The sequence below is a fragment of the Candidatus Poriferisodalis sp. genome, from assembly GCF_965215815.1.
Lineage (GTDB): Bacteria > Actinomycetota > Acidimicrobiia > Acidimicrobiales > Poriferisodalaceae > Poriferisodalis.
Genome location: NZ_CBDCEO010000013.1, coordinates 204,472 through 222,683 on the forward strand (window position 1 = coordinate 204,472; position 18,212 = coordinate 222,683).

The 18,212-nt window shown below is 66.9% G+C and carries 18 protein-coding genes; 9 read left to right on the forward strand and 9 right to left on the reverse strand.

Annotation, left to right across the window (positions count from 1 at the left end; translation table 11 throughout):
- Nucleotides 1–21: 21 nt before the first annotated feature.
- Entirely contained in the window at nt 22–438 is a 417-nt protein-coding gene (locus tag ACOOHB_RS10935) for a TIGR03668 family PPOX class F420-dependent oxidoreductase (protein WP_420444873.1), read from the reverse strand.
- Between the two features lie 117 nt (nt 439–555).
- Here ACOOHB_RS10935 and ACOOHB_RS10940 point away from each other — a divergent pair, with 117 nt between their 5' ends.
- On the forward strand, nt 556–1,752 hold the full coding sequence (locus ACOOHB_RS10940) for a Coenzyme F420 hydrogenase/dehydrogenase, beta subunit C-terminal domain (RefSeq protein ID WP_420444874.1): 1,197 nt from the start codon (nt 556–558) through the stop codon (nt 1,750–1,752).
- Between the two features lie 23 nt (nt 1,753–1,775).
- On the opposite strand, the gene ACOOHB_RS10945 is transcribed toward ACOOHB_RS10940, so the two are convergent.
- Nucleotides 1,776–2,411 carry a hypothetical protein gene (locus ACOOHB_RS10945; protein ID WP_420444875.1) on the reverse strand — a complete coding sequence of 212 codons (636 nt, stop codon included), beginning with the start codon at nt 2,409–2,411 and terminating at the stop codon, nt 1,776–1,778.
- The gene (locus ACOOHB_RS10950; RefSeq protein WP_420444876.1) at nt 2,377–3,126 is read right to left on the reverse strand and encodes a uracil-DNA glycosylase; all 750 of its coding nucleotides are present in this window, start codon (nt 3,124–3,126) and stop codon (nt 2,377–2,379) included. The genes ACOOHB_RS10945 and ACOOHB_RS10950 overlap by 35 nt, the downstream gene beginning before the upstream one ends.
- An 84-nt stretch (nt 3,127–3,210) precedes the next feature.
- Here ACOOHB_RS10950 and ACOOHB_RS10955 point away from each other — a divergent pair, with 84 nt between their 5' ends.
- The 3 genes from ACOOHB_RS10955 to ACOOHB_RS10965 are packed head-to-tail and all read left to right on the forward strand — an operon-like array spanning nt 3,211 to nt 5,141.
- Nucleotides 3,211–3,849, forward strand: coding sequence for an MSMEG_4193 family putative phosphomutase (locus ACOOHB_RS10955; RefSeq protein ID WP_420444877.1), 639 nt, complete (start codon nt 3,211–3,213; stop codon nt 3,847–3,849).
- On the forward strand, nt 3,846–4,358 hold the full coding sequence (locus ACOOHB_RS10960; protein WP_420444878.1) for a DUF3090 family protein: 513 nt from the start codon (nt 3,846–3,848) through the stop codon (nt 4,356–4,358). Before ACOOHB_RS10955 ends, ACOOHB_RS10960 begins: the two co-directional genes overlap by 4 nt.
- Nucleotides 4,359–4,367: 9 nt before the next feature.
- Nucleotides 4,368–5,141: an SCO1664 family protein gene (locus ACOOHB_RS10965; protein ID WP_420444879.1), complete on the forward strand. Its 774-nt coding sequence runs from the start codon at nt 4,368–4,370 to the stop codon at nt 5,139–5,141.
- Between the two features lie 30 nt (nt 5,142–5,171).
- On the opposite strand, the gene ACOOHB_RS10970 is transcribed toward ACOOHB_RS10965, so the two are convergent.
- Together ACOOHB_RS10970 and ACOOHB_RS10975 are read right to left on the reverse strand one after the other, a co-directional pair.
- On the reverse strand, nt 5,172–6,134 hold the full coding sequence (locus tag ACOOHB_RS10970) for an electron transfer flavoprotein subunit alpha/FixB family protein (protein ID WP_420444880.1): 963 nt from the start codon (nt 6,132–6,134) through the stop codon (nt 5,172–5,174).
- A gap of 74 nt (nt 6,135–6,208) precedes the next feature.
- Nucleotides 6,209–6,988: an electron transfer flavoprotein subunit beta/FixA family protein gene (locus ACOOHB_RS10975; RefSeq protein WP_420444881.1), complete on the reverse strand. Its 780-nt coding sequence runs from the start codon at nt 6,986–6,988 to the stop codon at nt 6,209–6,211.
- A gap of 258 nt (nt 6,989–7,246) precedes the next feature.
- Between ACOOHB_RS10975 and ACOOHB_RS10980 the strand changes: the two genes are divergently transcribed.
- From ACOOHB_RS10980 to ACOOHB_RS10995, 4 genes are all read left to right on the forward strand, one after another.
- The gene (locus ACOOHB_RS10980; protein WP_420444882.1) at nt 7,247–8,815 is read left to right on the forward strand and encodes a hypothetical protein; all 1,569 of its coding nucleotides are present in this window, start codon (nt 7,247–7,249) and stop codon (nt 8,813–8,815) included.
- A gap of 2 nt (nt 8,816–8,817) precedes the next feature.
- Nucleotides 8,818–9,819, forward strand: coding sequence for a hypothetical protein (locus ACOOHB_RS10985; protein WP_420444883.1), 1,002 nt, complete (start codon nt 8,818–8,820; stop codon nt 9,817–9,819).
- Between the two features lie 364 nt (nt 9,820–10,183).
- A complete protein-coding gene (locus ACOOHB_RS10990; RefSeq protein ID WP_420444884.1) occupies nt 10,184–11,893 on the forward strand; it encodes an HNH endonuclease signature motif containing protein in 1,710 nt (569 codons plus the stop codon).
- Between the two features lie 195 nt (nt 11,894–12,088).
- Entirely contained in the window at nt 12,089–13,027 is a 939-nt protein-coding gene (locus tag ACOOHB_RS10995) for a diacylglycerol/lipid kinase family protein (protein WP_420444885.1), read from the forward strand.
- 15 nt (nt 13,028–13,042) lie between these two features.
- Here ACOOHB_RS10995 and ACOOHB_RS11000 read toward each other — a convergent pair whose 3' ends face one another.
- The gene (locus tag ACOOHB_RS11000) at nt 13,043–14,602 is read right to left on the reverse strand and encodes a sensor histidine kinase (RefSeq protein WP_420444886.1); all 1,560 of its coding nucleotides are present in this window, start codon (nt 14,600–14,602) and stop codon (nt 13,043–13,045) included.
- Between the two features lie 46 nt (nt 14,603–14,648).
- Nucleotides 14,649–14,879: a DUF3107 domain-containing protein gene (locus tag ACOOHB_RS11005; protein WP_420444887.1), complete on the reverse strand. Its 231-nt coding sequence runs from the start codon at nt 14,877–14,879 to the stop codon at nt 14,649–14,651.
- A 176-nt stretch (nt 14,880–15,055) separates the two neighbouring features.
- On the opposite strand from ACOOHB_RS11005, the gene ACOOHB_RS11010 reads away from it, so the two are divergent.
- The gene (locus ACOOHB_RS11010; RefSeq protein ID WP_420444888.1) at nt 15,056–16,180 is read left to right on the forward strand and encodes an AAA family ATPase; all 1,125 of its coding nucleotides are present in this window, start codon (nt 15,056–15,058) and stop codon (nt 16,178–16,180) included.
- 137 nt (nt 16,181–16,317) lie between these two features.
- Here ACOOHB_RS11010 and ACOOHB_RS11015 read toward each other — a convergent pair whose 3' ends face one another.
- Together ACOOHB_RS11015 and ACOOHB_RS11020 are read right to left on the reverse strand one after the other, a co-directional pair.
- Nucleotides 16,318–16,566, reverse strand: coding sequence for a hypothetical protein (locus ACOOHB_RS11015; protein ID WP_420444889.1), 249 nt, complete (start codon nt 16,564–16,566; stop codon nt 16,318–16,320).
- A 28-nt stretch (nt 16,567–16,594) separates the two neighbouring features.
- The gene (locus ACOOHB_RS11020; RefSeq protein ID WP_420444890.1) at nt 16,595–18,208 is read right to left on the reverse strand and encodes a protein adenylyltransferase SelO; all 1,614 of its coding nucleotides are present in this window, start codon (nt 18,206–18,208) and stop codon (nt 16,595–16,597) included.
- Nucleotides 18,209–18,212 lie beyond the last annotated feature (4 nt).

Consider the following 18,212-nt stretch of genomic DNA (forward strand, 5'->3'; position numbering starts at 1 on the left):
CGGCCGGTTCACTGCGCCGGCTCAACTCGACGCTGACCATCCGGTCAACTCGGTGCGCTGGATGACGATGGCGGCGCCGACCGGCGGCTGCGCGGCGTACTGGGGATAGCGCTCGCACAGCAGCTTGATCGCATTTCGGTACTGCGCACCCTCGGTGTGCACCACAGCGCGGCCGCGCAGGCGCACCCACCACAGGCGCTCCCAGTTCGTGTCGTCGTAGTGCTCGATCAGCATCGTGACCTCGGGAAAGCGTCGAACATTGTCGAGCCGCTTGAGGTCCATGGTCGACTTGGGCTTGTGGTCGACAGCGGTCACCACGACGTCGTCCTCGAATGCGTACGTGCACGGCACGAGATCGACGCGCCCGTCGGCACGGATCGTCGCGAGTGTCGCCACCCGACCCTCGGACAGCAGGTCCAGCAGTTCGGCCTCGGTCACGGCGGGCCACCCTAGAGCACCGCGGCGTCGATCCAGCGCTTGAGCGTCATTGTTCCCAGAGTCTCCGAGCCAGGTTGTCCCGGACCGTCTGCGAGGCACCTGCCATAGTCTTGGGCCATGGCAATGACTGGGGCAATGACTGGGGCAACGACTGGGGCTCCCCCGGCATCTGGCGGCGCGCCGCCGCGCTGGACCTTCCAGTGGAAGGAGCTGTACGACGAGGTCATCACCACAGGGCTGTGCACGGGCTGTGCCGGCTGCGTGATCTCCTGCCCGCACGACGTCATCGGCTACGAGCACGTCGGGGGCGGCTTCATGCCATTCCACCTCGAATCCGAACTCGGTCTCGAAGACTGCGGCCACGGCCAGAAGGGCTGCACAAGCTGCACCCGCGCCTGTCCCCGCTTCCGCACCTGGGAAGACGAAGCCGACGATTTCATGTTCGGCCGGCACCGCACGGGCGAAGAGCCCTCAGGAGTGTTCAAGGACATCATCCTGACGAGGGCCTCTGACGACTTCGTCCACGAGATCGGTCAGGACGGCGGGCTGGTTTCGGCGATCCTCATTTGGGCGCTCGACCATGGCTACATCGACGCCGCCCTGACGTCCTATGTCGGCGAGGGCGAGGGCAACCAGTGGACGGCCTCGCCGGGCGTGGCCTTCAACCGCGACGACGTGCTGCGCGGCGCTGGCAGTCGCTACACCTATTCGGCCAACACGCTCGCCTACAACGAGGCGATCGAGGCCGGCGCTCAGAAGCTCGCTCTGGTCGGCATGAGCTGCCAGAGCTCGATCGTGCCCGTCGCCAAGTCCCGCAAGGTGGGCAAGGTCGGCAACCGGTTCGTGCTGAATATCGGGCTGCTGTGCTCGAAGTCGTTCGACGAGGCCATCTTCGAGGAGCTGTTCGAGCAGAAGTACGGGCTCGACCGCCATCTCATCCGCAAGACGAACATCAAGGGCGTCTTCCAGATCTGGACCCAAGACGGCGGCTACTACGAGATCAACCTCAAGGAATGCCACGCCTGGACCCGCGAGGGATGCAACCACTGCCCCGACTTCGCCGCCGAGCACGCCGACATCTCCACCGGCGGCATCGGCAAGTACAGCGACTGGACCCTCACCATCGTCCGGACCGAAATCGGCCGCGAGATCATCATGAAGATGCTCGCCGACGGCTCGCTCATCGGGCGTCCCGGCGACGAAGACCCGGGCGCTATCGCACTCATGCACAAGCTCAGCGAGAAGTCGCGGGCCCGCTGGCCCAAATTCGCCTGGGACAAGCCCGCACTGCTGCCCGAGCCCACAAAGAGGTAGCACACGCCGCAGCCATCGCTGGCTCACAGGCAGAGGTTGATGAAGTCGACGATGTCGGGTTGGACCTCGGTGCTGGCCATGAAGTGGCCCAGCCGGTGGGCCGGCACCACGTCCTGCGCTCGGGCCAGCGAGCAAGCACACAGGCTCCGCAAGCGGTCCGAGCCAGCAGAACACTCGTTGAGGTAAGCCTGCTGCTGGGCATCGGTCCACTGCGCCGGCGGTCCAGCCTCACGGCAGTCGACGAGCGCTGAAGCAAGCTCGGGAGAGAATTCCAGGGCGCCCGACATGCGATCCTCGAAGACCTCGAGATCGATGGCGGTGAGGTTGCCTTCCATTCGGTCGGCGGCGCAGTGGCACGGTCCCACGAGCCCGGCGTCGGCGACGCACGCATCCAAGAACGCGATGAGCGGCTCGATGGCCAGCAGGCCGGGAGCGCCAACGTCGGAAACGGCCGGGGGAGCAAGCGTGCCCGGATTGCCGAGGGGTACGCCGGAATCCGTTGCTCCCTGTCCGGTGGTCGCCGGCGCCACTTCGATCACGGTCGTTGAGCATGCAACAACGCCGGCCAGCGCCAGCACGGCTGCGACCCAACGCGCACCGCGCAGCAGTTGAGGCCGCCAGGCCTCAGGCGGGCGGAAGATTCGCCAGCCGGCGCGCATCGCGAAGCACCGTATCGGCCATGTCAGCGGTGAGGCGGCCGGTGAACGTGTTCTGCTGACTTGGGTGGAACGAGCACACGATGTGGGCGATCCCGCCCAACGACTCCGAGCCTTTCGATCCTCGGCCGGCAGGCACCTCGGCGGTCACGCCGTGGCCGAAACGGGGCCGAGGCCGCACGCCACCAAGCGTGCACAGCACGCCGTAGGCGAATGCGCCGAGGGCGACCGCTACCCGGGCGTTGACAAGCAGCGCCAGCTCGCGTTCGAGGAAGGGCCGGCAGGCATCTCGTTCGACTGGAGTGGGCTTGTTGGCTGGCGGTGCGCAGCGAACCGCAGCGGTGATGTACGCATCACGCAGTTCCAGTCCGTCACCTGCGCGCTCAGATGTCGGCTGGTTCGCGAAGCCGCAGCGATGCAGGGCCGCGTACAGGAAGTCGCCTGAGCGGTCGCCAGTGAACATCCGACCGGTGCGGTTCGCGCCGTGTGCAGCCGGCGCTAGCCCGACGAAAACGACCGCCGCGGCCGGATCTCCAAAACCGGGCACGCCTCGCCCCCAGTAGTCCTCGTCCGCGAATGCGGCTCGCTTTTGAGCTGCGGTCTGCTCGCGCCACGCCACGAGCCGATCGCAGCGCCTGCACGCCGCGACCTCGTCGTTCAACAGGCGCAGCGCCGCGCCGCGCGACGCGTCCCCAGGCGAACGTAATGCGGCGCTCATCGTTGCGAGTGTGCCAGTCGTCGCCGCTGCGCGCGTGCCGTGCGTCGCCGCTGCGCGGCGACCCAGACAAGTAGCTTCGGCACGGTGCCAGCCCGAACTCGACCCACGCTGCTGCTGTTCGTTCGCCACGGTCTCACCCCGACGACCGGCGTCGAGCTGTACGGCCGACGGCCGGGAGTACACCTGTCTGACGCCGGCGTCCAGCAGGCACAGCGTGCCGCCGAACGCATCGCTGCGGGGGGACGCCGCGTCGCAGCGGTGTATGCCAGCCCGCTGGAGCGGGCCCAGGAAACCGCCGCTCCGATTGCTAAGGGCCTCAGCCGCAGCGTGCGCATACACGACGGCCTCAACGAACTCGACATGGGCCGCTGGACGGGTCGCAAGCTCAGCCAGTTGCGCAAGTTGGCCGCGTGGTCGCAGGTGCAGCGCTATCCCAGCGGCTTTCGCTTCCCCGACGGCGAGACGTTCCGTCAGATGCAGGCGCGCATCGCTACGACTGCAGCCGAGCTGGCAGCCCGCCATCGCGGTGCGACGGTTGTCGCGGTCAGCCACGCCGACCCCATACGGGCGCTGGTGGCTGACGCCATGGGAACCCATCTCGACCTCTTCCAGCGGATAGTCGTGTCGCCATGCTCGGTGACTGCGATCCTGTACTCCACTGACGGCCCCGTGGTGCTGGCCACCAACAGCACTTCAGACCTTGCAGCACTCTCACCGGCATGACTGACGACTTCGACCTGCGCAATCCGGACGCCTTCGTGGCGGGAACGGTCGGGCCGACTGGCCAGCGGATCTTCTTCCTGCAGGCCACAGAGGCCGGTCACGTCGTCTCGCTGAAGCTGGAAAAGGGCCAGGTCTGGGCGCTGGCAAACCTGCTCAGCGAACTGCTCGAAGGCGAAAGCTACGAAGGTCCTGCGGCAACCTTCGCCAAGTTGGTCGAGCCGGTGACCGCTGCATGGACGGTCGGCCGTCTCGCGACGGGCTTGGACACCGAGGGCAAGGTCATCGTGCTCATTGCCGATGAGCTCGATGACAGCGACAGCGACGATCCCGACGACGAAGCTGATTCGGGCGGCGAGGAGCTGACTGAGGACGACGAGCGCACTGGCGGTCGCGCCCGCTTCCATCTCGACTATGCGATGGCGCTCGGATTCGCGCAACAAGCGCTGCTGCTGGTCGAAGAAGGCCGCGACTTCGGCCAGCGCAATGGGCACCGCCCGCCCCGAGACTGATTGGCCGGCGTGAGCGAACTGGCCCCGCATCACCTGCTGCCGAAGAACGAAGACGGCACACAACACGAGGTGCCGGTCATCTGGGACGCGTCCGCGGCGGATGCCCTAGGTGTGCTGCGCACGGGCGACATCTCCGTGCTGGGGCGGATGCCCTACAGCAGCAACGCCACGTTCCTGGTGCGAATCGACCACCCCACAATGCCGACCGCAGCGATCTACAAGCCCGAGCGGGGAGAGCGTCCGCTGTGGGATTTCCCGTCGGGATTGTACCGGCGGGAGATTGCCGCGTTTGAGCTGTCGGAGGCGCTTGACTGGCACGTCATTCCGCCCACCGTCGAGCGAGACGGGCCTTTTGGCGTGGGCTCAGTCCAGCTGTTCATCGACGCCAACTTCGAAGAGCACTACTTCACGCTGGTCAACGACGATCGGCACCATGGCGACCTTCGGCGGATCTGCGCCTTTGATCTTCTCGCCAACAACACCGACCGCAAGTCGGGGCACTGTTTGGCGTCGCGCTGGGGGCCGATCTACGGCATCGATCAGGGTCTGTGCTTCGCGAGCGACTTCAAGCTGCGCACGGTGATCTGGGACTTCGGCGGCGAACCTTTCGACGACGATCTCGCCGAGGCCATCGGATCGGCCGCTCAGCCGGCCCCCGCGCTGTCGCAATGGCTGCGTCCCGATGAGCTCAGCGCGCTGGCCGAGCGAGCCGAGTGGCTCGCCAACTTCGGCAAGTTCCCCGACGACGACGGCGGCCGTCGGTGGCCCTGGCCGCTGGTCTAACCAGCGGGAATGCGACAGCCGCTGGTTTGATCAGCGGGACTTGAGCACCTCGATCAACGCCGGCATCACCTTGTGCACGTCGCCGACGATGCCCAAGTCGGCCACGCCGAAGATCGGCGCCTCAGGGTCCTTGTTGATCGCAACGATGTTCTTGGAGCCCTTCATGCCGACCAGGTGCTGCGTGGCGCCTGAGATGCCGCAGGCGATGTAGACGTTCGGCTTCACGACCTTGCCGGTCTGCCCAACCTGCTTGGCGTAGGGAACCCAGCCGGCGTCCACGATGGCGCGCGAGGCGCCGGACGCTGCTCCGAGCAGGCCTGCCAACTCGTCGACCATCGAATACGCCTCGGGCTGTCCCAGCCCACGACCGCCCGACACCACCACGGCAGCGTCGTCGAGCTGCGGGCCCGAGCGCTCCTCGGCGTGACGGCCCGTTACGACGGCCCGGCCTGCTGCGCCTGGATCGACTGCTCCCACGCTCTCGACGCCTGCCGCTCCGCCGCCACTCGGCTCGGGCTCAAAGCTCTTCGGTCGGAACATGGCCAATGCGGGCGCCGGCGCACGGTAGGCGGTGAAAATGTTCTGCGTCCCGCCGAAGATCGGCTCCTCGGTGACAATTGCGCCGTCGACAACTTCGACGCCGACGTTGTTGGTGGAAACCGGACGATCTGCCAGCACTGCGAGCCGGGCGGCGGTGTCGCGCCCGTCGGCGGTCTGGCCGAAGAACACGGCGTCAGGAGCGGTGGCTTCGAGGTGGCCTGCGAGCGCAGCCGCGGCATGAACGCCGACCAGCCCGTCGCCGAGTCCTTGGAGTGCGTACACGGTGGACACGCCGTGCGCGCCCAGCTCGGCCGCCATGGCCTCGCCGTGCACCGGCGCGAACGCGGTCACCGAATCGGCCAGCGTTCGGGCCTTGGTGGCCAACTCGAGCGTGAGGCCCGAAGGTCCTTCGGCGTCGCCTTCAGCGAAGAGCAGAATCTGTGCAAGCGTCATTGCGAGTGGTTCCTGTGGGGTTCGTAGGTCAGTAGATCGGGTAGCTGGCGAGCCGGTTGAGAACGACAGTCAGGTCAGATGATCTTCAGCTCGGTGAGGAACTCGACGATGTTGGTGTGCGCATCGCCTTCATCGGTGATGATCTCGCCAGCCTCACGCTCGGCCGCATCGGTCACCTCGATCGTTTCCTGGCGGGCGCCTGCCACACCGACTGCGCTCGCATCGATGCCCAGCGCTGCGAGATCTTTCGGATCGACCGGTTTCTTCTTGGCCGCCATGATCCCCTTGAACGACGGATAGCGAGGCTCCACCACGCCTGCGGTCACCGAGACCACTGCTGGAAGCGCGCACTCCACCTGGTCGTAGCCGGCTTCGGTCTGGCGCTGGACGCTTGCGATGCCATCGGTGATCTCGATGTGCTTCGCGAACGTGACCGACGGCAATCCCATGACGCCGGCCACCATCTCGGGAACGGTGCCGGTGTAGCCGTCGCTGGACTCGGTGCCGGCCAGGACGAGGTCGGCTTCGAGCTCGCCGATAGCGGCACCCAGCACCTTGGCGGTGGCAAGTGCGTCGCTGCCGGCCAGTGCGTCGTCGCTGATCAGCACCGCGTCGTCGGCGCCCATCGCCAACGCGGTCCGCAACCCGCTGGTCTCAGAGCGGGGCGCCATTGACACCAGCGTCACCTGGCCGCCACCGGCTGCCTCTACGAGCTGCAGCGCCATCTCGACGCCGTAGGAGTCGGATTCGTCCAGAATCAGCTTGTCGTCCCGGTTCAGCGTCCGGGTATCGGACTGGAGCTGTCCCGGGATAGCCGGGTCTGGAATCTGCTTGACGCACACAACGACCTTCATGGCTCGGCAGTCTGCCGACTCACGCATCCGTTGCCACACCAGTTGCTTGATGGTGCTCGCAAGCTCGCATCTAACGGGCAATCCACCGACATGAGATCGTTGCCACACCGAGTGTCTGATGGTGCTCGCAAGGTCGCAGGAAATGAGTATTATTCATGTCTTAATGATCTTCAACCTTAGAAACGGCGGGCGTATTGGGGGGGGGGGGGGGATCCGCCCCGGCGGCACAGCCAGCGGCTTGGGGCCGCAGCGGCTGCGGTGACAGTCGTTGCAGCACTGCTGGCAACGCCGAACGCGGGCGCCGCGATCAGCGACGCTGAACGGGCACAGCGACCCTCGGGTCTGACCGCGGAAGCGCTGTGCGGCAGCGGCGGAGTGGCGCTGTCGGGCAACTCGAGCTTCGCGTTCGCGGACATCCCCGCCGTGTTCGACTGTCCCCCACCACCCATCAATACCGACGACAACAGCGGGGACGGCGGCGGGGACAACAGCGGGGACGGCGGCGGGGACGGCGGCGGGGACGGCGAAGTACCTGTCGGCGGTTCGATCGTGAAGTCCGGCGAGGGCGAGCCGGACGAGGCCAAAGAAGAAGACGCGAAGCTAGGGGACGACGGCCTCGAACGGCAAAACGTGCAGCAGAACGCGGTGGTGGCGTTCCCGGTGCGGGTGTTCGATTTGGACTCGGCCAATACTGGTTCGAAGGGTCTGTGGGGTGACGGGACGACGCTGTGGGTGGCTGACGAAGGTGACAAGAAGGGATACGCGTACGAGCTGGACGATCCCAACACTGACGCAGATGAGCTAGGCACCCGCGACTCGTCTGTGGACTTCGGGACGGTCCATCCAAGGGGCTTGTGGTCCGACGGGGACACGGCGTGGGCACTCGACTACACCAACGACAAGCTGGTGGCCTTCGACTGGCCGGCGCGCACCCGTAAACCGTCCCGTGACGTGACCCTCGACAGCGACCACACCAATGAGGCGGGCCTGTGGGGCCACAACGGCGTGCTGTACGTCCTCCAAGCCACAACTACCGACCCCAAGGTGTACGCCTACCAATACCTCAACAACGCGCACGGCCTGACCGTGACGGGCCATTCTGAGCCGGGGTCAACGCTGACTGCGTCCATCGGGGGCATCGTCGATCCCGATGGGCTGGCCGACCCGTTCACGCCGACCCTGCAGTGGCAGCGCAGCAGCGACGGCGGCCAGACGTGGTCTGCCATCGCGGGCGAGACCGGCACCGAGTACACGCTGGTGACTGCTGATGCGGGCGCCCTGGTGCGGGTGGAGGCGAGCTTCACCGACAACGCTGGCTACGCCGAGGTACTTCCCAGTCCGCCTCGGGCGATCACCGCTGTCCAGCCGTTGGATTACACGGTGTACGGCGATCTGGACCTGTTCGTGGACAGTCACTCGGACTGCTCCGACGACGACCAGACCACTGAGGCAAACTGCGACACCAATGACACCCCGCAGGGGATTTGGTCTGATGGGACCACGGTGTGGGTGGGCGAGGACGGCGCCACGCATATGTTCGCGTACACGCTGGCGACCGGCGCCCGGGACACGTCCAAAGAGGTCTCCCAGAGTCAGATCGGCCGCCGGATGTCGACGACAACGTGCCGATCATCCTGCGCGGTGTCGCGACTGACGGGCAGCACATGTGGTATTCCGACACCACCAAGCGTGTGTTGGCGTACCGGATCGATGACGGCACCGAGTGGACTGAGCGGGCGCCGTCACAGTGGGTCCAAGATGCGCTCACGCTCAGCGTCGGCAAGGAGAACACGAGCGACGCGGCCGGGCTGTGGTTCAACGGGGTGACCATGTTCGTAGCGGGGGATTCTCCCGCCACCGGCAACCGCAACAGAACCGTCGGCGGAAAGATCAGGGTGTATCGGCTGGGTGACAATGCGTCGGGCCAGGTGGTGGTGTCGGGTCGGGCGACTCCTGAGGGGACGCTGACCGCGGACACGTCGGCGATCACCGATCCTGACGGGCTGCCCGACTCGTTCGCGCCTGATCTGCAGTGGCAGACCAGCATCGACAGCGGCATCACGTGGACTGACATCGTCGGGCAGACCGCCGCTGCTTATCTGGTCACCGACGATGATCTGGGCAAGTGGCTGCGGGTACAGGCCAGCTTCACTCACAACGGCGGGTTCGCCGAGCTGATCTTCAGCTCGGCGGTCAAGGTGACGCTGCCCCAGGCGACACAACCCGGGCTGGGCGAGCCGCATGTGACTGCGGGCGGATACCACACGTGTGCGCTGCTCAAGGCCGGCGATGTCGAGTGCCACGGCTATGACGAGTTCGGCCAGGTCAGCGCGATTCCGGCGCTGGATCCCACCACGACCCCGCCCGAGACTTGGAAGCTGGTCTCGGGCGGGGAGTTCCACACGTGCGGGCTGGTGTCAGACGGCACGGTGCGCTGCTGGGGCAACGGGGGAACCCACCTGGGAACCCCCCAACAGACCAACGCATCGGCCAACCACCAGTCCTTGTCGTCACAGCCCGAACCGCCCGCGGGCACGCAATGGGAAAGCGTCGCAGCCGGCGCGCACCACACCTGCGCCACCGCGGGAGCGACCAGCGTCACGTCGCAGATCGTCTGCTGGGGCAACGAGATCGTCCTGCACAACCTGATCCCCAACAAACGCGAGCATCCCACCGGCCGCTTCGTCGGCGACCACGCCAGATTCCCCTCCGTGGGCAGCTGGCACACCTGCTGGCACAGCTGCTGGGTCGACAGCCAAAGCGACGACCGAGTCACCTGCAAAGGCGACACCAGCTTCGGCGCCCAAACCTGGAACAACAAACGCCTCTAGGTGGTGAGTTCCGATTGGAGTTCGCCATCTAGTGCTGTATCCGCAAACGTTTGCGCTGCCGTCGGCGCGCCGGGTGCTGGGTGCTGGCGTCCCGTTGTCCTCGCGAGCGGCGTCAGCAGGGCCCGAAGGTGTTATTGCCCGGACAGCAAGATCAGCGGTGCCGCGTGAGCTAGTGACCCAGTGTCGGTGATCGGGCAGGGCACTCGCCCGCGATGAGTGGGCTGCGTTGCGGTGCGCGGGCTGCGTTGCGGTGCGCGGGCTGCGTTGCGGTGCGCGGGCTGCGTTGCGGTGCGCGGGCTGCGTTGGTGCCGTCGGGGGTCGTTTCGAGGCTTTCGTATAACACCCCTCATTTACAGTCATTGTCATGAAGCGCTCAGACGTTCGCAGCGATTCGGCGGCGGGAATGGCGACTGGTTCGGTGGCGGCGAGCGGCGCGGCTGTGGCCCTGCCGCCCAAGCTGTCGTCGCCGGCTGGGCCCGAGTCGCCTCGGGTCGAGCCGGCATCGCTTCAGGTTGGGCCGGCTGGGCCGGTGTCGTCTCCGGTCGAAGCGGTGTCACCTTCAGCTGAGCCGGTGTTGCCTTCAGCGGTGCCGGTTGGGCCGGTGTTGGCGGTTGAGGGTGTGGTGGGGGTGCTGTGCGGGGCGCGTGAGGTGGTCACCAGAGCGTCGCGGGTGCCGCTGGGCGACGTCGGCTGTGACACGCTCGCCGATGTCATCGCCGCCGCGGCACGGTTGCGCTCAGCAACAGACGCAGTGCTGCTCGCAGCGACCGCCGCACTCGAAGCCGCCCGCCCAGGGTCAGGCCGCTCGACCTTGCGTGAGCGGGCGCGGCTGAGCAAGCGCGACGCCAAGCGCACCGTCGAGGTCGGCGAGCAGGTCGCTCTGATGCCCAATGTTGCTCGGGGCCTGGCGGTGGGTGAGCTGAACGTCGAGCACGCGGCTGTGCTCGCCGACGCTGCGCGGCGCACCAGCCCTGACGCGGTCGACACCGCTGCCGAACTGCTCGAAGCCGCCGCGGTGGTGTCGCCTGAGACGCTGCGCGACCAGGCCAAGAGGTTCGCGGCGCGTCACGACCCTGCCGCCGCGCAGTGCGAGCTGAGCCGTCAGCGCCGCGATCGGTGTGCTTCGTTGTTTGTCGATGAGTCCACCGGGATGGGTGTGCTGCACGCGGAGTTCGACCCGATCAGCTTCGCGTTGGTGCGCCAGGCACTCGAGAACTACAACGACGCCCTGTGGCGTCTCGACGGCGGACGCGACGCCACACCCAACCAGATCCGCGACAACCGCCAACGCCTCGCGGACAGCCTTTTTGAGATCGTCACCGACCGCAACGCCCTGGCCACCATCGACCACCCCGCCGCACACGGCCACAACACCAGGCGCCGCCCACAACCTGATGACAGGCACGGCGGGTGCAGCGATGACGACCGGGGCCGCAACAGCGATGCCGAGCACGGCGGGTGCAGCGATGACGACCCGGGCCGCAACAGCAATGCCGAGCACCGCGGGGACAGCGATGCCACGCTGAGCGGAGACGGCGATGTCGCCTCCGAAGGCCCGGCGGGCCGCTCGATCGATCGCTGGCGGCCCGCCCAAGCACCCAACCAGCTCGTGATCATCGCCGAGATCGGCGTCATCGACGGCACCAAACCCGACGGAACATGCGAACTGCTCGGCGCCGGACCCGTCCCGCCGTCAATCCTGGACGATCTCTCACCTGACACGCGCATCGCAGGCGCTCTGTTCGACACCAACGGAGAGATCCTGTGGCTCGGACGCAGCCGTCGACACGCCAGCGTCGCCCAGCAGTTCGCCGTGGCTGTACGCGACCGCGGCTGCGTGCTGTGCCGCTCACCCATGCACCGCTGCGACTCCCACCACATCGACGAATGGGCAGCCGACAACGGCCTTACGGACGTGCCCAACCTCGCAGCCCTGTGCGGCGACTGCCACCACAAGCTCCACAACAACAACGAGCGACTTGAGCGGCGTCCCGCCCCCGGCCGATGGACAACCACACCCCGCACGAACGCCACCGGCGAGACCAACGACACCACAGCGACAGAGCCGCCTTGATCCCACCCCTCACGGCCGAGGTAACACCCACCAACGCCAACCACACCAGCCACACTCGGCGATACCCGGCGAAACACCCACCAACGCCGACGCCAGCTACAGGGCGAACGCTTGCGGTCACCGCACCCGCTCCGGCGTCGACGTGCGCATCGACGCACGGCTCCGCATCCGCCCCGCATCGGTGAGAATTGCGCCGTGCGTGTCCTGCTGCTGGTTAACGACTCGGCGTCGTCGACGACCGCTCGCACACGAGTGCTGATTCACACTGTGCTCTCGGAACGCCACGACACCGAGGTGGCGTTCACCAACCGCCGCGGGCACGCCGCTCGCCTGGCACGCGGTGCCGCGACGACCGGAACCGATGCAGTGGTGGTGCTCGGCGGCGACGGCACGCTGAACGAGGCGGCCAACGGCGTGGCCGGAACCGACTGCGTGCTCGCCGCGCTGCCGGGCGGCTCGACCAACGTGTTCGCACGAACGATCGGGACACCCGACGATCCGCTCGTTGCGACCGAGGCAGTCCTCGACGCACTCGAAGCCGGCAGCATCACCTCGGCCGGGCTCGGCCGCACATCGGGCCGTTTCTTCCTGTTCCACTGCGGCATGGGACTCGACGCCGCGATCGTGGAGCGGGTCGAGCGCCACCCCACCCTCAAGCGCTACCTGGGCCATCCCCTGTTCCTGCTCGCGGGCGTCGACACCTTGCTGCGGCACTACGACCGGCGCACCGGCACCCTGTCCGCCCGCATTGCGGGGCCAGAGTCGACCCAAGTAGACGGCTGCTTCCTCATCGTGGTGGCCAACACCGATCCCTACACGTTTCTCGGCAGTCGACCAGTGCACATCGCCCCAGCGGCAACCCTGCACAACGGGTTGTCGGTGGTGGGCTTGCGATCGCTGCGCCTAGCCGATTCGCTCAACGTGATCTCAGCGGTATTCGGCGCAAACGGCAGCCTCGGCGATATTGATCCGAGCGTGGTGCAGCGCATCGACCATGTCCGCGAGCTCACTGTGACGGGGATCCGCCCGTTCGGTCACCAGCTCGACGGCGACCACCTCGGCGCCGTCGACGAACTGCGCATCGAGTGGGTGCCCGACGTGCTCAGGCTTGTCATGCCCTCCAGCACCGCCTGATCAGGCCCGGAGCGGTCAGGCGATCGTTCGCAACGGGATCTGCACGACCGCCTCGGAACCCGGCGGGGGCGTCCGCCGCCTGACCTCGAACGTTCCGCTCAGATCGGTCCCGCACAATGCGCGCACGATCGAGGTTCCCAAGCCGCCGGAACGCTCAGTGTCGTACTCGTCTGGGATGCCGATGCCGTCGTCGCGCACGACCATCGACAGCAGGTCCGCCGACGGCCGGGTGATCTCGACTTCCACGCTCCCGATGGGGCTCTCCTCGAGTCCCGGCGCAGCTTCCAGCGTGTGATCCTCGATCTCCCACAAACGGGGGAACGCATGGTCGACGGCGTTCTGCAACAGCTCGTTGAGCACCACCGCCAGCGATGTCGCGGTCTGGGACCGCAGCATCCCCGCCTCGCAGGTGACGCTGAAGTCGATTGGTCGTTCAGGGAAGGTGATGCTCTGGCGCATCGTCTCGGTCAGCGTCTCGGCGACATCGCAGAAATCGACGTCGTCGGTGGTCTCGCTCGACAGCGTCTGGTGGACGAGAGCGATGGCACGGATGCGCCGCACCGCCTCGTCGAGCGCCCGGTTCGCCTCGCGCGACTCCAGGCGGCGGGCCTGGATGCGCAGCAGCGACGAGACCGTCTGCAGATTGTTCGTCACCCGGTGGTGAATCTCGCGAATGGTGGCGTCCTTGGAGATGAGCAGCCGGTCGCGGCGGCGCAGCTCGGTGACGTCGCGCAGCAGCACGAGGGCATTGCGCACGGGGGCATCGGTCAGTGGCAGCGCCTGCAATTGCACGGTCACGTATCGGTGCTCGACCTCGCCCACGACAGGGATGCCGCCGCTCATGGCGCGTCCCACCACGTCCGGGCCGAGATCGAGATCTCGCACGCGCCGTCCTTGCACGTTGCCCCCGACGCCGATGCGGTGCAAGGCGCTCACGGCATTCGGCGACGCGAATCCGATGCGCGTCGTGTCGTCGGTGAGGAACAGGCCATCGCCGACTCGCGGTGCTTCTTCGTCAGCGATATCGGCGTCGCGGTAGGGGAACAGGCCTGCGGCAACCATGCGAGCCAGCCGGCCGAATGTGGCGATGTAGGTCCGCTCCAGCTCACCGGGATCGCGGATGTCGGTGAAGCGCGGCGTCACTTCGCTGCTCATCACAGCAATCGTCACGTCATCGAAGGTCACCGGCACCGCAGTGATGCGTGCCCGCCGGTCCCCCGGGACCCGCAGGCCCTCGCCAGTCACGATCACCCCACGGGCAAAGGCCTCCGACACCAGCGGCCGTTCGCTGGCGGCAACGCAGAGCCCGATGTGGTCGTCGCGGTACAGCGTGCGGCCGGTGGTGGGCCGGATCTGACCGATCACGGTCAAAGGAGCATCTGTGCCGAGACGCCGCCACGGACGGGGCGTGCCGGTGAGGTCGTGCGGCTCAGGGCCCGATACGTCGTCGGGCAGCTCGTCGATCGACGCCACCTGTCCTGGCGCAAACAGCAGCAAGTCCGAGAACGACAGGTCGGCCAGCAGCGACCACCACGCTATGAGGCGTCGCAGATGCTCACGCGGGCTATCGCGCACGTTCACTGCTGGGCGCGGCCGGTCGGCGGGCGCCCGCATAGGAGCCTCAGTCCGCGGCGAAGCCGATGCGCCGGTCGCCGGTCGGGCCCAACTCGAGAAATGCGAGCTTGTCGACGGGCACGCCGACGCGGCGTCCGCTGCGATCGTTCAGCCAAAGCACCGATCCGTCGCCGCTCAATGCGGCTTCGAGCGCTGCAGCCGCATCTGCCGCGGCATCATCGTCGATCTCGACATTGAGCTCGCGACCACCGTGCGTGATGCCGATCCGGATGTCCATGGCCGCAGGCTACCGGTGGTACCCGCGACCCCTGCCGAACGAGAGATCCGCTTTAGGTGGCTGCCGCGCAGAATTCCGGCGATTCGAGATTTGCAAAGATTGCAAACACAACAAATGCTGCAAAGCTGACAAATCTCACAAAACTGCTGCGAGTGGATCCCGAGTACGCTGAGTCCGTGGCCAAGAACAACCCGTTCTCGCCGACTTTCGGCACCTCGCCTCCTGCACTGGCAGGGCGAGACGCAATCTTGGAAGACCTCGACGAGGCGTTCGAGACTGGACCGTCACACCCGGACTACACCGTGTTGTTCATCGGCATTCGCGGCACCGGCAAGACGGTGATGCTCAATGCAGCCGAGGACATGGTCCGCAAGCGAGGCTGGCTCGTGGTCGCTGAACAAGGCAACCCCAGCGGCCTCATTGAACGCCTGCGAGATGGCGCCGCACGTTTGCTCGCCGAGTTCGACAGCGAGCCTTCGCGCCGTGTCAGCGGGCTGCAGGCGGACGGTGTGGGCATCGCCTTCGAGCACCGCTCCTCGTCGCAAGGACCGCAGGACCTTCGCAGCATTCTCGGCAGCCTCGGCGACCGGCTCGCGCAGACTGGCAGCGGTTTGCTCATCACCGTTGACGAGTTGCATGCGGCCGATGTCGGCGAAGTGCGCGAACTCGGCGGCATCCTCCAGCATGTCACTCGCCGCGAGGGCCGACCCATCGCTTTCGCCGGTGCAGCACTGCCGTACATCGAGGACGAGCTCTTACAGGGCCAGCTGGCCACATTCCTGCAGCGGTGCTCCCGCTACGACATCGGCCCGCTCGATGCCGCCGCTACGCGGAACGCCCTTGAGATTCCGATGAGCCGGTCGGCGGCGACGATCGAGGACCATGCCCTCGGGCGCGCCGTCGAGGCCGCCAACGGATACCCGTTCATGGTGCAACTCATCGGCTTCTATACGTGGAAAGCCGTCCACGATCCAGCGGCAGGGATCAATGACGCCGACTTCACAGTCGGCATCAACCGCGCCGAGAGCAGGATCGGCCGCCTGGTCATTGCACCGACGTGGAACGAACTCTCCAACACGGATCGGCGTTTCCTTGCGGCCATGACCGAGGACACCGGCGATTCCACGCTCGACGCCATTGCACAACGAATGGGCGTCTCCACCAACTACGCCCACGTCTACCGGCGCCGGCTGGAGCGCGCCGGCATGATCGTGACCACCGCGAGGAACACCGTCGCGTTCGGGTACCCCACTGCAAGGGCCTGGGTATCGCAGCGCACCGTGCAGGTCCCGCCGCAATAGCGCACCGACGAGGCCGACCGGCAGTGCCGCTGCCAATGTTCGACCTCAGTGCCCGCATGATCGTTGCCGTACCGCCTCGATCAGAGCACTTCGTGTGGGGCGAAAAATGACCTTTGACCAGTAGTTTCAGGGAGAAGTCAGTTCCTGCGAAGTCCGCGGCGTGCGAGCACGCGAGCCGACGCATGGCCTGCGAGACCGGCCACGGCGCCATAGCCGGCCACGAGCAGGGTGTCGAATCCTCGCGCCAAGTTGTAGGGCGGGTAGAGGCTCGTAAGAGCAAGGAACGTTGTCGCGACGACGAGCATCATCACCCACCAATAGCGCCGCATCGCACGGGCCATGTCGGGATTGGGCAGAAGGAACACCCGCCGCAGCGTCGAGTTCATGACTGAAAATTAGACCTCGCTGAGAGCGTCAGGAACTGCAGGAGAGCTGGCTGCAGCCGACGCGGGTGCGCGCCCAGTCCGGACGCAGCGCCGCATAGGACTCCCGCTCGGGCTGGTCGTCGTAGGGGCGGCGCATGACTTCGAGCAATTCGCCGATGGCCTCGGGACGGCCCTCGGTGGCGCTGTCGATGGCCACCTGGGCCAAGTAGTTCCGCAGCACGTACTTCGGATTGACCCGGTTCATTGCCTCGGCCCTGGCCTGGTCGGCGATGCCCAGCGCCCGCAGCCGGGCTGCGTAGCCCTCGATGAACTCGCTCGTGGCTGAGCGGTGTTCGTCGGTCAACTCGGCGGGCCGGTAGTAGGCGTCGGCCATCGGGGCGATGCGTTCGGCCGGGTCGATGCCCTCGGCGGTAGCCACCGTGGCGAGGCGTCGCCAGAACACCGTCATGTCGGTTTCGACCAGTCGCAGCACCTCGAGCACTCCCGTGGCCAGCTCGCTGTCGGCATCGGAGTCGAGTCTCGGCAGGCCAAGCTTTCTGGCCATCATCGCCGACCACTTCTGCTCGAAGTACGGCACGTAGCCGTCGAGCGCCGCCTGCAGTCCTTCCGCCTCGCCGATCAGCGGGTACAGCGCGTTGGCGAGCTGCATGAGGTTCCACTGCGCGACCGCCGGCTGGGTGCCGAACCGGTAGCGCCGGTTGGCCGCGTCGGTGGTGTTGGGCGTCCAGTCGGGGTCGTAGTTGTCAACCCAGCCGTAGGGGCCGTAGTCGATGGTGAGGCCCAGGATCGACATGTTGTCGGTGTTCATCACGCCATGGACGAAGCCGACGCGCAGCCACTCGCAGACCATCTCCGCGGTGCTCCGCACGACCTCGTCGAAGAACTGCACGTATCGACCGGGTGCGGGCTCGCCCGCCAGATGGGAGAAATCGGCACCGATGACAAAGTCCGCCAGCGTGCGCAGCGTCTCGGCATCGCCCCGGGAGGCGAAGATCTCGAAGTTGCCGAAGCGCACGAACGAGGGCGCCACCCGGCATACGACCGCTCCTGGCTCAGGCGCCGGGTTGCCGTCATAGAGCATGTCGCGGATGACCATGTCACCGGTCCCCACCAGGCTGAGTGCCCGCGTGGTGGGCACGCCGAGGTGCGCCATGGCCTCGCTGCACAGAAACTCGCGTACCGAACTGCGCAGGACCGCCAGCCCGTCGGCCGTGCGGGAATACGGCGTCGGCCCGGCGCCCTTCAGCTGCAGGGTTTGATGCTGGCCGTTGCGGTCGACCATCTCGCCGAGCGCAATCGCCCTGCCGTCACCGAGCTGACCGGCCCACGAGCCGAATTGGTGCCCGCCATAGCAATGAGCGTGGGGGTCCATGCCGTCGAGCAGCGTGCTGCCGGCGAACACGGCGGCGAACCGGGGATCGCTCACCAGTTCGGGGTCGAACCCCAGCAGGTCGACCATCTCGGCGCTGTGCGCCAGCAGCTGCGGCGTGGGCGCCGGAGTTGGCGCGACCCGCGAGTAGCAGGCGCCAATCACCTGCCGGCGGTGGTTGACGGTGTCGGGATCGGCCGGGAGCGAGGACGTGAACCGGTTGTCGAAGCGGACCTCGTCCAACGAGGAAATCGTCGCCCCTGGGCTAACCATCGGC

Excerpts from the sequence above, each read along its gene's own strand:
- ACOOHB_RS10940 (WP_420444874.1), top strand. The coding sequence starts at position 556 with ATGGCAATGACTGGGGCAATGACTGGGGCAACGACTGGGGCTCCCCCG.
- ACOOHB_RS10985 (WP_420444883.1), top strand. The coding sequence starts at position 8,818 with ATGTTCGTAGCGGGGGATTCTCCCGCCACCGGCAACCGCAACAGAACC.
- ACOOHB_RS11015 (WP_420444889.1), bottom strand. The coding sequence starts at position 16,566 with ATGAACTCGACGCTGCGGCGGGTGTTCCTTCTGCCCAATCCCGACATG.
- ACOOHB_RS10975 (WP_420444881.1), bottom strand. The coding sequence starts at position 6,988 with ATGAAGGTCGTTGTGTGCGTCAAGCAGATTCCAGACCCGGCTATCCCG.
- ACOOHB_RS10960 (WP_420444878.1), top strand. The coding sequence starts at position 3,846 with ATGACTGACGACTTCGACCTGCGCAATCCGGACGCCTTCGTGGCGGGA.
- ACOOHB_RS10990 (WP_420444884.1), top strand. The coding sequence starts at position 10,184 with ATGAAGCGCTCAGACGTTCGCAGCGATTCGGCGGCGGGAATGGCGACT.
- ACOOHB_RS10950 (WP_420444876.1), bottom strand. The coding sequence starts at position 3,126 with ATGAGCGCCGCATTACGTTCGCCTGGGGACGCGTCGCGCGGCGCGGCG.
- ACOOHB_RS10970 (WP_420444880.1), bottom strand. The coding sequence starts at position 6,134 with ATGACGCTTGCACAGATTCTGCTCTTCGCTGAAGGCGACGCCGAAGGA.
- ACOOHB_RS10945 (WP_420444875.1), bottom strand. The coding sequence starts at position 2,411 with ATGCGCGCCGGCTGGCGAATCTTCCGCCCGCCTGAGGCCTGGCGGCCT.
- ACOOHB_RS11020 (WP_420444890.1), bottom strand. The coding sequence starts at position 18,208 with ATGGTTAGCCCAGGGGCGACGATTTCCTCGTTGGACGAGGTCCGCTTC.
- ACOOHB_RS11005 (WP_420444887.1), bottom strand. The coding sequence starts at position 14,879 with ATGGACATCCGGATCGGCATCACGCACGGTGGTCGCGAGCTCAATGTC.